Genomic DNA, 14,063 nt, shown 5'->3' on the forward strand with positions numbered 1-14,063 from the left:
CAGCTTCTATCTAATAAGAATGGACTTTTTCGACTATTCTAGCTACAATATATAAGACTTTGTTTAGTGTGGAGATTCATTAGTCATAATAATTATATATATAAGGAGGACACCAAGATGTCCATGTTTTTAGATCAAGTAACGATCGATGTCAAAGCCGGTAAAGGTGGAGACGGAATGGTTGCGTTTCGTCGTGAAAAGTATGTGCCAGACGGTGGGCCAGCTGGTGGAGATGGAGGCCATGGCGGTGATGTGATTTTAGTCGTTGATGAAGGTTTACGTACATTGATGGATTTCCGTTACAATCGCCATTTTAGAGCAACACCAGGTGAAAACGGAATGAGTAAAGGAATGCACGGTCGTGGGGCGGAAGATACTTATGTTAGTGTACCGCCAGGGACAACTGTTCGCGATTCAGATACAGGTGCGTTGATTGGCGATTTGATTGAAAATGGCCAAGAACTGGTCGTCGCTCATGGCGGACGTGGCGGACGTGGAAATACACGCTTTGCCTCACCAAGAAATCCAGCTCCAGAATTAGCTGAAAATGGTGAACCAGGTCAAGAACGTAATATTGAATTAGAATTGAAAGTATTAGCTGATGTCGGCTTAGTTGGATTTCCATCTGTAGGTAAATCAACGATTTTATCAGTGATTTCCTCAGCACGACCAAAAATCGGTGCTTATCACTTTACAACTTTAGTTCCTAATTTAGGAATGGTTGAGACAAGTGATGGCCGCAGTTTTGCAGCGGCCGATTTACCAGGATTGATCGAGGGAGCTTCACAAGGAGTAGGTCTTGGTACTCAATTCTTACGACATATCGAACGGACACGAGTTATTTTACATGTGATCGATATGAGTGGAATGGAAGGACGAGATCCTTACGAAGACTACCAAGCAATCAACAAAGAATTAGGTACACACAATTTGCGTTTATTAGAACGGCCACAAATTATCGTAGCTAATAAAATGGATATGCCGAATTCCGAAGAAAATCTAAAAGAATTCAAAGCGAAATTGAAAAAAGAAAAAACAGATGAATTCGCAGATGATATTCCGGTGTTTGCTATTTCAGCTTTTACAAAACAAGGATTAGACAACTTGTTGAACGCAACGGCCGATCTTTTAGAAGTGACACCAGAATTCTTGTTATACGATGAAGAAGTCGAAGAAGATACAGTAAATTACGGATTCCAATCAGATGAACCGGAATTTACAATTACTCGCGAACCAGATGCAACGTGGGTATTGACGGGTGATAAGCTTGAGAAAATCTTTAAGATGACCAATTTTGATCATGATGAAACAGTGATGCGTTTTGCTCGTCAATTACGTTCTATGGGCGTAGATGAAGCATTACGAGCACGAGGCGCTAAAGATGGCGACATCGTTCGAATCGATAAATTTGAATTTGAATTTGTAGATTAACTAAATTTTAATCGAGCTCCTAAGTTAGACTAAAAAGCTAGCTTACGGGGCTCTTTTTTATATTTAAAATGAGTCAGTGTTATTGGAAGGTTTAGTTTTAATTCTTTGAAGTGTAAATAATATTTTTTATGCAGCAATACATAAATCGAAGTTAAAAGCTAATAAACAAGAAAATGTTTTATTTACTTGGGAAAGAAATATTTGATTGAGACTTTCGTAAGAGAAATTTAAAAATAAAAAATTTTTTTATCAAGTGAGTCAGGCGTTATTTTTTAAAATATAAAAAAACTGGCATTTATGAAAATATTTAATGAAACAATGTGAAGAATCGTTTAAAATCTTAAAAAAAAATAATGATTAGCTAATTATAAAAGAAAAATCAAGGATAAAACTCATGTTTAACAATACAAATTAGATGAAAAGTGTTGGCTGGAATTAAAAAGCACTTTATTTATTTATGCACATATTTTATTAGTTGATTTAAGAAATAATTTAAAAATTTGTTGTTTTAAAATGATAATTAAACTATGTTATTAAACAAAAGGTTTTTTAACCCAAAAAATTTACTGATAATTCTAATTGTGATTACTAAAATATAAGCTTTTTTATAGCATATAGCGATTCGCAAGTGTAAAATTAAAAAGTAACAAGTGACAATTATATTATTAATTGATAAATATTCCAGAATGATTCAACTGGATTATTATTTTTGATAGAAAAAGGGGAATAATTTAATGCAAGTATTAATTTTAACACACAATATTTTAGTAGAACGACCATTGGTTGAAAAATTACAACGTTTAAACATTGAAGTATTGAGCTCGTCAAAAATATTATCAATGTTATTAGTACAACAGGTTCCATCAGAAGTAATGAGTTATTTTGATGTTCTGATTATTAGTGAAACTGTCTCAGATCAAGAACTTTCTATGATTTTAGAAATGGTTGGGAATAAGTTTACGATTATTCGCGAAACAGATAATTTTCCACAAAATGAAGAAAAGGCTGAGTGGGAATCATTTGGTGTAGATGAATGGCTACTTGAGGAAGAATCATTAAGTGGTCTTAGAGAAAAATTAGCAGAAAAAGCAAGTAAAGAATCGATTTATTCAGTGGGATTTGGTTTTAAACCGCAAGAAGAACGCAGCGATTATGAAAAACGTCCATTACCTTTATGGAACCTAACACGTTCTGAGCGTGAGATGTTAAGCACCTTGATTGCTACAAAAGATGCACCAATCAGCAGAAATGATTTAGCAATCAAAATTTGGGGTGACAGCGATTCAGCAAGTCATATGACACGGTTGTCTACGATTATTAAGCATCTACGCAACAAATTAAAAATTGATGGTGTTGAATATGATGTTATTCGAACAAATTGGGGTGAGGGCTATCAATTATCTAAAGTCTTCTTTGACCACTATGTGATCGATGATCGTATCATGGAAGAAATCAAAACAGCAAAATAAAAAACCACAGATTCGAGAAGCTGCTTCTCGAATCTTTTTTATTATCAACTAACCATAATGAATTTATTTCTCTAAAAAGCTCTTTCTATTTTTCAAATAAACGTTTTATTGCTACACTTAGTTTAAAGCATAAAAGGGGCGATAAAGATGGAAAAAAGAGTGATTATCATGAATTTTGATGTAGAATCAAAAGCTTATGAAGCGTTTTCGAAGGCTAAAAAATTACACATGAGCAGAGCGCTTAAAGGAGAACAAATGGCGGTCATCCATCATTCTAATGATGGAGAACACAAATTTCAAATTGAGGATTTCTTAGATTTCACTGGGAACAACAAGAGTTCAACGGGTGGTTTGATCGGTATGATGGTCGGGATCCTCGGCGGTCCTATCGGTGTTTTACTAGGCTGGTTTACAGGTGGAATGATTGGTGCCACTCGCGATGCAAAGGAAATCCGTGAAGCAAATAGCGTATTTGAATTCTTGATCGATAAGATTGGCGAAGGTGATACTGCACTGTTACTGATCGCAGAAGAGGAAGACAATCGTCCATTGAACCAATTGATCATGATGGAGCTTGGCGGTGAAATTACTCGTTTAGACTACGAAGAAGTCGAAGCCGATGTTAAAAATGCACAAGAAATGGCTAAAAATTCGGATTCTTCAAAAGAGGAATAAGAAAAATAAAAGTATAAATATTCTTAGAATTAGATTGCACTAACTGTGACTTTCTTCTAGAATGAAATTAATTTGATAGAAAGTCAGGGAAACTATGGAACTAGAATTTTTAGGAACTGGCGCAGGCGTTCCAGCAAAACATCGGAATGTCAGCAGCTTAGCATTAAAGTTATTGGATGAAAGAAATTCGATCTGGTTATTTGATTGTGGTGAAGGCACACAAATGCAGATTTTGAGAACAAATATCAAGCCTCGAAAAATCGAAAAAATTTTTATTACCCATTTACATGGAGATCATATATTTGGATTGCCAGGATTACTAAGTAGTCGTTCATTTCAAGGCGGGGAAGAACCGGTCGAGATCTATGGTCCTGCTGGTCTAGAAAATTATGTTCGGACTTCGCTTCAAGTAACAAAAACACATTTGACGTATCCACTAGAATTTATTGAACTTGAAGAAGGAGTTATTTTCAAAGATAAACAATTTACTGTTGAAGCGATGTTGTTCGATCACGGTATCGATAGTTTTGGTTTTCGCGTTACCGAGGCGGATCATGAAGGAACGTTGCAAGTTGAAAAATTAGCAGCATTGGATATTCCAGCCGGTCCAGTCTACGGAAAATTGAAACAAGGTCAGACAGTCACGCTTAAAGATGGTCGAGTGATCAACGGCAAAGATTTCGTTGGTGAAAATAAAAAAGGCCGCATCGTAACAATTTTTGGCGATACGCGTTTTACAACTAAATCAAGTACGTTTGCTAAAGACAGTGATGTAATCGTTCATGAAAGTACTTTTAATAAAAATGAAGCAAAACTTGCTAAGGCTTATTTCCATTCAACTACCCAACAAGCAGCAACCATTGCGAAGGAAGCCCAAGCAAAACAATTGTATCTAACCCATATTTCTGCTCGTTATTTGGCAAAAGAGGCCAAAGAATTAGAGTTAGAAGCACAAGAAGTCTTTGCTGACACGACAGTTGTTAAAGACTTTGATACCTTTGAAGTTCCTTTTCCATAAATAATCATGTTCAGAGAAAGAAGGGAAACTAATGGATTTAACCGATAAAGTAGTAGTGGTGACAGGCGGTTCCGCGGGACTGGGAGAACAGATCTGTTATGAGGCTGCCAAACAAGGAGCCATCGTTGTAACTTGTGCGCGTCGAATTAATTTGATTGGACAAGTCAAAGAAAAATGTCAGGCTTTAAGTGGTAAAGAGGCACATGCCTTTCAATTAGATATTTCTGATCCTGATAACGTGGAATCAGTCCTTGAAAAAATTTCAACTGAAGTCGGATCGATCGATGTATTGGTCAACAATGCTGGTTTTGGCCTGTTCGAAGATTTTGTTGACTTTGATTTAGATATTGCTAAAAAAATGTTTGACGTCAATGTGTTAGGAATGATGTACTTTACTCAAAAAGTAGCGATTTCGATGGTCGAAAAACAAAACGGGCATATTTTCAATGTTGCCTCAATGGCTGGTAAGATGGCGACACCAAAATCGACAGTCTACTCAGCAACTAAATTTGCAGTTTTAGGCTTTTCAAATGCTTTGCGTTTAGAATTGCGTCCGGAAAATGTTTATGTCACTACAATCAATCCGGGACCAATAGCGACAGAATTTTTTGATAAAGCCGATCCAAGTGGCAGTTATTTAGACAATTTAGGCAGTATTGTATTGGATCCTCAAAAACTTGCTAAAGTTATCGTCAATAAAATGGGTAAACCAACGCGTGAAATCAATCGTCCATTGATTATGGCAGGCGCTAGTCGTTTTTACGATATGTTTCCACATCTAGGTGATTTTTTAGCAGGTGGATTATTCAATAGGAAGTAGGAAAGCAAATGAGAAAACAATGGAAAGTTTTCCTAGGTTTTATTTTAGTATTATTGATCGTAATTTTTGCACTTTCGAATAGTCAGGAAATACCTGTCAACTTTTTAGTTAAAAAGATATACTTATCCTTAGTATTAGTGATTATTGGTTCAGCTTTGATCGGCGCAGTAGTTGTTCTCCTTACTTCTGGTACAACGCTCTTTCAACAAAGAAAAGAGATCAAAGAATTAAAGGCAACGCTTCAAGAATACGAAGTCAATAATGAACAAAAATTAGCCGATGAAAAAGCAAGATTCCAAAGAGAACAAGAAAACGAAATTGCTGTATTGAAAGCAAATTATGAGACCCTATTAAAAGAAAAAGATCAAGCACTTACAGCTAAATCAGGGGAATCAGCTGAAAATACTACAACGAATATAATGGATTATTATGATTAATAAAGAAAGACCTTGGTATAAAAACTAAGGTCTTCTTCTCTTTCTTGTAGGAATTATTTTTGCTATACTAATACGGTTGGGAAGTGATAGTGTGAAAAAATCGAACTTTGATTGGCAAGTAATCGAAACTGAAACAATCGATTCAGCCTTTAAAACAGAATTATTAAATCAAGGGTACAGTGAAACTTTTGTACGACTTTTATGGAATCGTAATATACATACATTAGAAGCTTTTTCTAATTTGATGAAAGCGGATATCGATGAGCTTCATGATCCGTTTTTGATGCATGATATGGATAAGGCAGTGGATCGTATTCAAACCGCTATTATGGAAGAACAAGAAATATTGGTCTACGGGGATTATGATGCGGATGGAATTACTAGTACTTCCATCATGTTGGAAACATTGGAAATGATCGGTGCGAATGTACATTATGTTTTACCGAATCGTTTTATTCATGGATATGGTCCCAACCAAGCGCTTTTTGCTGAAAAAATCAATGAGGGAATTCAGTTGATCATTACCGTTGATAATGGAGTGGCAGGTAATGAAGCCATTGATTATGCAAATGATCAAGGTATCGATGTGATTGTAACGGATCACCATGAAATGCCTCCCGTATTACCGAATGCTTATTGTATTATTCATCCTCGGCATCCAGAAGGAAATTATCCTTTTGGTGAGTTAGCAGGAGCAGGCGTCGCCTTTAAATTAGCTACAGCATTGTTAGAAGAAGTACCGCTAGAGATGTTGGATTTGGTTACGATCGGAACTGTGGCTGACTTGGTTTCAATGACGGGAGAAAATCGTAATTTAGTGAAGTTAGGATTGCAAGCAATCAAGCAAACACAACGCTTGGGCTTGTTAGAGTTATTGAAAGTAAGTGGAGTTGATCTTCAAAAAGTCGATGAGACTAGTATCGGTTTTAGTTTAGGTCCGCGTTTGAATGCGATCGGACGTTTAGGGGATCCAAATCCTGCAGTTGAATTGATGACTACTTTCGACCTAGAAACAGCTCATGAATTAGCAGAAAAATTGGATCAAATCAATAATGAACGAAAAGCCATCGTACAATCAACTACTGAAGAGGCTACAGCTTTAATTAATCCTGCGGACAGTGTTCATTTGATTGCTGGTAATGGATGGAATCCTGGCGTTTTAGGAATCGTAGCAGGAAATATTCTCAAACAGACGGGACATCCGACGATTGTATTATCCGTTAATGATCAAGGTGTAGCAAAAGGTTCTGGACGAAGCATTGAAGCATTAGATCTATATGCTATGTTGAATACGATGCGTTCCGAATTTACTCATTTTGGTGGTCATGCTGCCGCAGTAGGATTGACGCTGCCGGCAGAAAATTTAGCAACGTTACAAAAGTTGATGAATGAATATATTGAAGAAAAACAAATCGATCTAGATCAAGGTCCTAAATTATTGATCGATGAACACTTGATGCTTTCAGATATCCAATTAAAGTTTGTCGATGAGTTAAAAGCTTTAGCACCATTCGGTACAGATAATCCTACACCACACTTTTTAGTCAATGGAAATGTGAATTTTTGTAAACGAATCGGCGGAGATCAGCAACATGTTAAATTTTCATTGAAAGATGAATCGGGACAACTAGATGCGATAGGTTTTGGTTTTGGCGATGTTGCAGAAGAGTTGCAACAACCAGAAACACAATTTGTTGGTGATTTAGAAATCAATGAATGGAATGGGCAAAAGAAAGTCCAATTGCGTTTGATCGATTTTGCTTCAGCTGGACTACAGATTATTGATCGTCGCGCAAAATATACATGGCAACAAAAAATAGAAAATGGACGCACTTTGTACTTAGCGTTTAAAACGGCGAATCAGAAATTTTTTACAAAAGAATTACGAGAGACAATAACCTTATATGATGGAACGCTTGATTGGCAAGGATACGACCAATTGATCGTATTGGACTGTCCAGATCAAAAAGAATTATTAAAAGAAATAATTTCTAATGGTAATTTCGATCGTGTCTATCTTTATTTATACAGTTCAGATGAAGCATACTTGAACGGATTGCCTAGCCGAGAACAATTTACAAAGCTTTATCAATTTTTCCATAAGCAAACGAGTGTAGATATCCGTTATAAGTTAAAAATTGTTTCAAATTACTTAAGAATTCCAGAAAAATTATTAGTATTCATGATTCACGTGTTTTCTGAGCTAAAATTTGTTACAATAGACGACGGCGTTTTAAAAATGGTCGCATCCCCACAAGCTCGGGCTTTTGATGAGAGCGAAATTTATCAAAAACGTGTGATGCAAATAGATAGTGAAGAATTTTTGTTGATGAATGATATTCAAACTATTAGAAATTGGCTGAAAAGCTAGGAGGAAACAACCGAAATGAATTTGAAAGATTATATTGCCAGTATCCCAGATTATCCAAAAGAAGGGATCGTCTTCCGTGATATCTCACCGCTAATGGCAGATGGTGAAGCCTACCGTGAAGCGACAAGACAAATCGTAAATTATGCAAAAGAAAAACAAATCGATATGGTCGTTGGACCAGAAGCACGCGGATTTATCGTTGGCTGTCCAGTAGCATTTGAGTTAGGCTTAGGCTTTGCTCCAGTTCGTAAACCAGGAAAATTACCTCGCGAAGTAATTGAAGTCGAATACGAAAAAGAATATGGTACAGATACATTAACGATTCATCGCGATGCAATCAAACCAGGCCAACGCGTATTGATCACAGATGACTTATTAGCAACTGGTGGAACAATTAAAGCAACGATTGAACTTGTAGAACAACTTGGCGGTGTTGTTGTTGGTTGTGCCTTCTTGATTGAATTAGAAGAACTTCATGGCCGAGATAAAATCCAAGGATATGACATCTTGACTTTGATGGATTATTAATAAAAAAAAGAAGCCGATTTGGCTTCTTTTTTTTATTTTGCTTACATTTTTTATATCAAGCTGATTTATGGTATTGGTGGTCATAAGTGACGTAATAAAAATCCTCAGCAGGTTCTTTATAATACTGTTCATCTTCTTCAGTTTCCTCATATTGATGTTCTGCATAGTGTTGAGCATAAGTACGTTCATCCCACAACATAAACCATACCAGAAACAAACCAGAAAAAATGACGATCGTAGCCAAAGACCCCAACTTACCAATCAATAAACCAAGCAACAAAACTGCGATAACTAAACCAAATCTTCTTACTGTTTTCATCAATAATCACTCCTAATAAAATACGAACATGTGTTTGCATTTTTATTATACGAATGTTTGTTCGATTTGTAAAGTAAAAAAATTAATCGGAAGAGACTCCCGATTAATAAATATGGTTTCGATATAGACCAACAACTTTTCCTAGGATAGAAACATTATCCAAAATAATTGGACTCAATTCATCATTTTCCGGTTGTAGGCGAATATGATCTGCTTCGCGATAAAATCTTTTACAAGTTGCTTCATTTTCATCTGTCATAGCAATAACGATCTCACCATTTGTTGCGGCAGATTGTTTTCGTACAATGACATGGTCGCCATCATAAATACCAGCATTGATCATACTTTCTCCGCGAATCGTCAGCATGAATAAACTACCTTCTTCACTAGATAAATCTGGAGGAACTGGGAAAAAGTCAGAAGCTTCTTCAACTGCAAGAATAGGTTCGCCGGCAGTTACAACTCCAAGCATAGGAATAACTTGTGGTGCTGCACCAATTTTTTCTAAACCAGTAATAGTTAACTCAATGGCTCGTGGCTTTGTTGGGTCACGTAAAATCCAGCCTTTTTTTTCTAATCGTGAGAGATGTCCATGGACTGTAGAGGTAGAAGATAAATTTACAGCCTCTCCAATTTCTCTAACAGTGGGTGGGTACCCTTTATCTTCAACGCGTTCATGAATAAAACGCAAAACTTCTAATTGTTTTGTTTCCGTTCTTTTTGCCAATGCCCGCACCTTCTTTCGTTTTTTTTAGTGTAGCATACAAAAGCGAACAAATCAAACAAGCGTTCGCATTCATTTATACTTTTAAGTTGGCATTTTTTATGTATAATTAGTAAGGAGAAAGAGGTGTTCAAGATGATTAATGATGAAACGATTGCACGTATCAATGAATTAGCGAAAAAAAAGAAAGCTGAAGGTTTAACAGATGCTGAAGCGAAAGAACAAAAGGTCTTGCGTGAAGAATATATCGCGTCATTTCGAAGCGGCATGCGCCATCATATCGAAGGAATGAAAGTAGTTGACCCAGAAGGGAACGACGTCACTCCTGAGAAATTAAAAGAAATCCAAAAACAAAAAGGATTACATAATAGAAAATAAATCTTTTAGTATTTTGTGATTGTAATGTCAAAATAAATCGGTTACAATAAATCTGTATTTAAAGTATTTATGACCAAAAAGGGGGAACTATTTTGTTCGACAAAATCGATCAATTAGGTGTAAACACAATTAGAACATTAAGTATTGAAGCAATCCAAAAAGCAAATTCTGGCCATCCCGGCTTACCAATGGGAGCAGCACCGATGGCTTACGCTTTGTGGACAAAACATTTGAATGTGAATCCAGCGACTTCATTAAACTGGCCAAACCGTGATCGTTTTATTTTATCTGCAGGTCATGGATCAGCAATGCTTTACAGCTTATTACATCTTTCAGGTTACCAAGTAACGATTGATGATTTGAAAAATTTCCGTCAATGGGAAAGTAAAACACCAGGACATCCTGAGTACCATCATACAGATGGGGTCGAAGCAACTTCAGGTCCTTTAGGTCAAGGGATTTCAACATCTGTTGGGATGGCAATGGCTGAAGCTCATTTAGCTGCTACGTACAATCGTGATGATTTCAAAGTAATCGATCATTACACTTATGCACTATGTGGCGATGGCGATTTAATGGAAGGTGTCTCTGCCGAAGCAAGTTCAATGGCAGGACATATGAAACTTGGAAAATTAATCGTGTTATACGATTCAAATGATATTTCTTTAGATGGACCAACTTCAAAAGCATTCACTGAAAATGTCGGTGCTCGTTATGAAGCCTATGGTTGGCAACATATTCTAGTTAAAGATGGCAATGATTTAGAAGCAATTTCTAAAGCAATCGAAGAAGCAAAAGCTGAAACAGATAAACCAACATTGATCGAAGTAAAAACTGTAATTGGTTATGGTTCTCCTAAACAAGGAACCTCAGCTGTTCACGGCGCACCAATTGGAGCGGATGGTATTTCTGCAGCGAAAGCAATCTATGGCTGGGAATATCCGGATTTCACAGTTCCTGAAGAAGTGGCTGCTCGCTTTAAAGAAGCAATCAACGATAAAGGTGCTAAAGAAGAATTAAATTGGGATACGTTATTTGCTGAATATGAAAAAGCTTATCCTGAATTGGCAAAACAATTCAAACAAGCCTTTGCTGGCGAACTTCCAGAAAATTGGGAAGAATCATTGCCAGTTTATGAAGAAGGATCTTCACAAGCAAGTCGTGTATCAAGTAAAGATGCGATTCAAGCTTTATCAAAAGCAATTCCCAACATTTGGGGCGGATCAGCTGATTTATCAGGTTCAAACAACACAACAATGACGGATGATAAAGAATTCCAACCTGAATCATACGAAGGTCGTAACATCTGGTTTGGTGTACGTGAATTTGCGATGGCTAGTGCAATGAATGGAATTCATTTACATGGCGGAACACGTATTTATGGCGGAACATTCTTCGTATTTACGGACTATCTACGTCCTGCAGTTCGTATGTCAGCTATCCAAGGATTACCAGTTATCTATGTGTTGACACATGATTCTGTAGCAGTCGGAGAAGATGGACCAACTCATGAACCAATCGAACAATTAGCAAGTGTTCGCTGCATGCCTAATGTTCAAGTTATTCGTCCAGCTGATGGCAACGAAACTTCTGCTGCTTGGGCGCAAGCACTAAAAACAACAAACAAACCAACTATTTTGGTATTAAGTCGTCAAAACTTACCTGTGTTGCCAAATAGTAAAGATTTAGCTAAAGAAGGCGTAACTAAAGGTGGTTATGTTATCTCTAAAGCAGAATCTGACACACCAGAAGGTATTTTGATCGCTACTGGTTCTGAAGTTAATCTTGCAGTTCAAGCACAACAAGAATTGAAAGCCCAAGGAAAAGATGTTTCTGTAGTATCTATTCCAAGCTTTGATTTATTTGAATCTCAAGATGAAGCCTATAAAGAATCTGTTTTACCAAAAGCCATCAAAAAACGTGTAGCGATCGAAGCTGCTTCACCATTCGGTTGGGAACGTTATATTGGTACAGAAGGTAAAATGATTGGAATCGATCATTTTGGAGCATCAGCACCTGGTGATTACATTCTAGAACAATTTGGCTTTACTGTAGAAAATGTTGTGAATACATTTAACGAATTATAGACTGACAAAAAAAGACTGAGAAAAAATTTCTCAGTCTTTTTTTTATGCGCTTTTTCTATATAAACAATACCTCTATAGAAAAAATTAACATTTAGCAGTTAAAAAAATAGTTAAAATGGACTAATAAAAAATATAGTCTATTGATATCGTTGAATACAATAACTTTTTTACAATATTTTGTTTACATAAAAAAATTATCTATCACGAAATTAGATTCGCGCTTTCAATTTTTCCGTTTTCAAAATAAAACTTATCCTTTGTGAGCAAAATAATTTATACAGGTGATAAAATCTGTTACACTATCCTTGTGCAAAATATTGCAAACACAAATCATGATAAATGAAAGAGGGACGAAAATGAAAGTAGTAGTAGTAGGATGTACCCATGCCGGCACTGCAGCCGTTAAAAATATATTAGCAAACCACCCAGATGCAGAAGTGACGGTGTTTGAACGCAATGACAACATTTCTTTCTTATCTTGTGGAATCGCTTTATATGTAGGAGGAGTAGTTAAAGATCCTGCTGGATTATTCTATTCAAACCCCGAAGAATTAACTTCATTAGGCGCATCAGTGAACATGGAACATGATGTAACTAATATTGATACAGATAATAAAAAAGTAACGGCTAAGGATTTGAAGACCAATGAAGAAAAAGTGATCGATTATGATAAATTAGTCGTAACAACTGGCTCTTGGCCTATTATCCCGCCAATTAAAGGAATTCAATCAAAAAACGTTTTATTATGTAAAAACTACAACCAAGCCAACCAAATCATCGAAAAAGCAAAAGATGCTAAAAAAGTTGTCGTAGTTGGCGGCGGCTATATCGGAATCGAATTAGTCGAAGCGTTTGCTGAGAGTGGGAAAGAAGTAACATTGATTGATGGATTATCACGTATTTTGAATAAATACCTGGATCAACCATTTACAGACTTGTTAGAAAAAGAATTAGTTGATCGTGGTGTTACGCTGGCTTTAGGTGAAAACGTAAATGAGTTTGTGGCAGATGAAACTGGGACTGTTACAAAAGTTGTGACGCCAAGTAATGAGTTTGACGCAGACATGGTTATTCTATGTGTTGGTTTCCGTCCAAATACTGATTTGTTAAAAGATAAAGTTGAAATGTTACCAAGTGGTGCAATCAAAGTAAATGAATATATGCAATCGAGCGACCCAGATATCTTCTCAGCGGGTGATTCGACAGTCGTTCATTACAATCCAACTGGTCAACACCAATACATTCCATTAGCAACCAATGCTGTTCGCCAAGGAATGTTAGTCGGTAAAAACTTAGTGGAACAAAAAGTAAAATATCGTGGTACGCAAGGAACTTCTGGTCTGTATTTATTTGGTTGGACGATTGGTTCAACCGGTTTAACGAAAGAAAGTGCGGCATTGAACGGAATCGATGTCAATGTAACAGTCATTGAAGATAATTATCGTCCAGAATTTATGCCGACAACAGAAAAAGTACTGATGGAAATCGTTTCTGAAAAAGGGACAAATAAAATTTTAGGTGCGCAATTCCTATCTAAATATGATATTACTCAATCAGCGAATACATTATCTGTAGCGATCCAAAATAATATGACGTTAGAAGATTTAGCATTACAAGATTTCTTCTTCCAACCACATTTTGATCGTCCTTGGAACTACTTGAATATCTTAGCTCAAGCGGCTTTAGAAGAAGCTGAATAGAAAAAATGGGAAGCTAAGCTTCCCATTTTTTATTTTAGCAGCCGTTTTTCTAAGTGTTGGACTTCCTATTTTTTTAGTGTAAACTAAAAAAGTGAACGGAGGATTT

Annotated in this window: 13 protein-coding genes; 11 read left to right on the forward strand and 2 right to left on the reverse strand. The window is 36.4% G+C overall.

Annotation, left to right across the window (positions count from 1 at the left end):
- Positions 1-117 precede the first annotated feature (117 nt).
- The 8 genes from obgE to ACKTSC_RS04810 all read left to right on the forward strand — a co-directional run bounded on the left by obgE (position 118) and on the right by ACKTSC_RS04810 (position 8,749).
- Complete coding sequence (obgE, locus tag ACKTSC_RS04775) at positions 118-1,431, forward strand: GTPase ObgE (RefSeq protein ID WP_332580487.1); 1,314 nt, start codon at positions 118-120, stop codon at positions 1,429-1,431.
- Between the two features lie 734 nt (positions 1,432-2,165).
- Positions 2,166-2,900 (forward strand): winged helix-turn-helix domain-containing protein, encoded by a 735-nt coding sequence (locus ACKTSC_RS04780; protein ID WP_407856986.1) that lies wholly within the window; start codon positions 2,166-2,168, stop codon positions 2,898-2,900.
- Positions 2,901-3,047: 147 nt separating this feature from the next.
- On the forward strand, positions 3,048-3,575 hold the full coding sequence (locus ACKTSC_RS04785) for a DUF1269 domain-containing protein (RefSeq protein ID WP_332653328.1): 528 nt from the start codon (positions 3,048-3,050) through the stop codon (positions 3,573-3,575).
- Positions 3,576-3,669: 94 nt separating this feature from the next.
- Positions 3,670-4,593 carry a ribonuclease Z gene (rnz, locus tag ACKTSC_RS04790; RefSeq protein WP_407856987.1) on the forward strand — a complete coding sequence of 308 codons (924 nt, stop codon included), beginning with the start codon at positions 3,670-3,672 and terminating at the stop codon, positions 4,591-4,593.
- A gap of 31 nt (positions 4,594-4,624) precedes the next feature.
- Positions 4,625-5,413, forward strand: a complete 789-nt coding sequence (locus ACKTSC_RS04795; protein WP_407855793.1) for an SDR family NAD(P)-dependent oxidoreductase — start codon at positions 4,625-4,627, stop codon at positions 5,411-5,413.
- An 8-nt stretch (positions 5,414-5,421) separates the two neighbouring features.
- Positions 5,422-5,850: a LapA family protein gene (locus ACKTSC_RS04800; protein WP_332580482.1), complete on the forward strand. Its 429-nt coding sequence runs from the start codon at positions 5,422-5,424 to the stop codon at positions 5,848-5,850.
- A gap of 91 nt (positions 5,851-5,941) precedes the next feature.
- Positions 5,942-8,221 (forward strand): single-stranded-DNA-specific exonuclease RecJ, encoded by a 2,280-nt coding sequence (gene recJ, locus ACKTSC_RS04805; RefSeq protein WP_407856988.1) that lies wholly within the window; start codon positions 5,942-5,944, stop codon positions 8,219-8,221.
- A gap of 15 nt (positions 8,222-8,236) precedes the next feature.
- Positions 8,237-8,749, forward strand: a complete 513-nt coding sequence (locus ACKTSC_RS04810) for an adenine phosphoribosyltransferase (protein ID WP_332580480.1) — start codon at positions 8,237-8,239, stop codon at positions 8,747-8,749.
- A gap of 55 nt (positions 8,750-8,804) precedes the next feature.
- Here the strand turns inward: ACKTSC_RS04810 and ACKTSC_RS04815 are convergent, their stop codons facing one another.
- A complete protein-coding gene (locus ACKTSC_RS04815; RefSeq protein ID WP_332580479.1) occupies positions 8,805-9,068 on the reverse strand; it encodes a hypothetical protein in 264 nt (87 codons plus the stop codon).
- Between the two features lie 103 nt (positions 9,069-9,171).
- The gene (gene lexA, locus ACKTSC_RS04820; RefSeq protein WP_332580478.1) at positions 9,172-9,795 is read right to left on the reverse strand and encodes a transcriptional repressor LexA; all 624 of its coding nucleotides are present in this window, start codon (positions 9,793-9,795) and stop codon (positions 9,172-9,174) included.
- A 132-nt stretch (positions 9,796-9,927) separates the two neighbouring features.
- Here lexA and ACKTSC_RS04825 point away from each other — a divergent pair, with 132 nt between their 5' ends.
- The 3 genes from ACKTSC_RS04825 (at position 9,928) to ACKTSC_RS04835 (ending at position 13,957) form a co-directional block, all read left to right on the forward strand.
- A complete protein-coding gene (locus ACKTSC_RS04825) occupies positions 9,928-10,170 on the forward strand; it encodes a DUF896 family protein (protein ID WP_332580477.1) in 243 nt (80 codons plus the stop codon).
- Between the two features lie 92 nt (positions 10,171-10,262).
- Positions 10,263-12,257 (forward strand): transketolase, encoded by a 1,995-nt coding sequence (tkt, locus tag ACKTSC_RS04830; RefSeq protein ID WP_332653324.1) that lies wholly within the window; start codon positions 10,263-10,265, stop codon positions 12,255-12,257.
- A gap of 356 nt (positions 12,258-12,613) precedes the next feature.
- Entirely contained in the window at positions 12,614-13,957 is a 1,344-nt protein-coding gene (locus ACKTSC_RS04835) for an FAD-dependent oxidoreductase (RefSeq protein WP_407856989.1), read from the forward strand.
- Positions 13,958-14,063: the final 106 nt, after the last annotated feature.

The organism is Enterococcus hailinensis, assembly GCF_045862035.1.
GTDB classification, from domain to species: domain Bacteria; phylum Bacillota; class Bacilli; order Lactobacillales; family Enterococcaceae; genus Enterococcus_A; species Enterococcus_A hailinensis.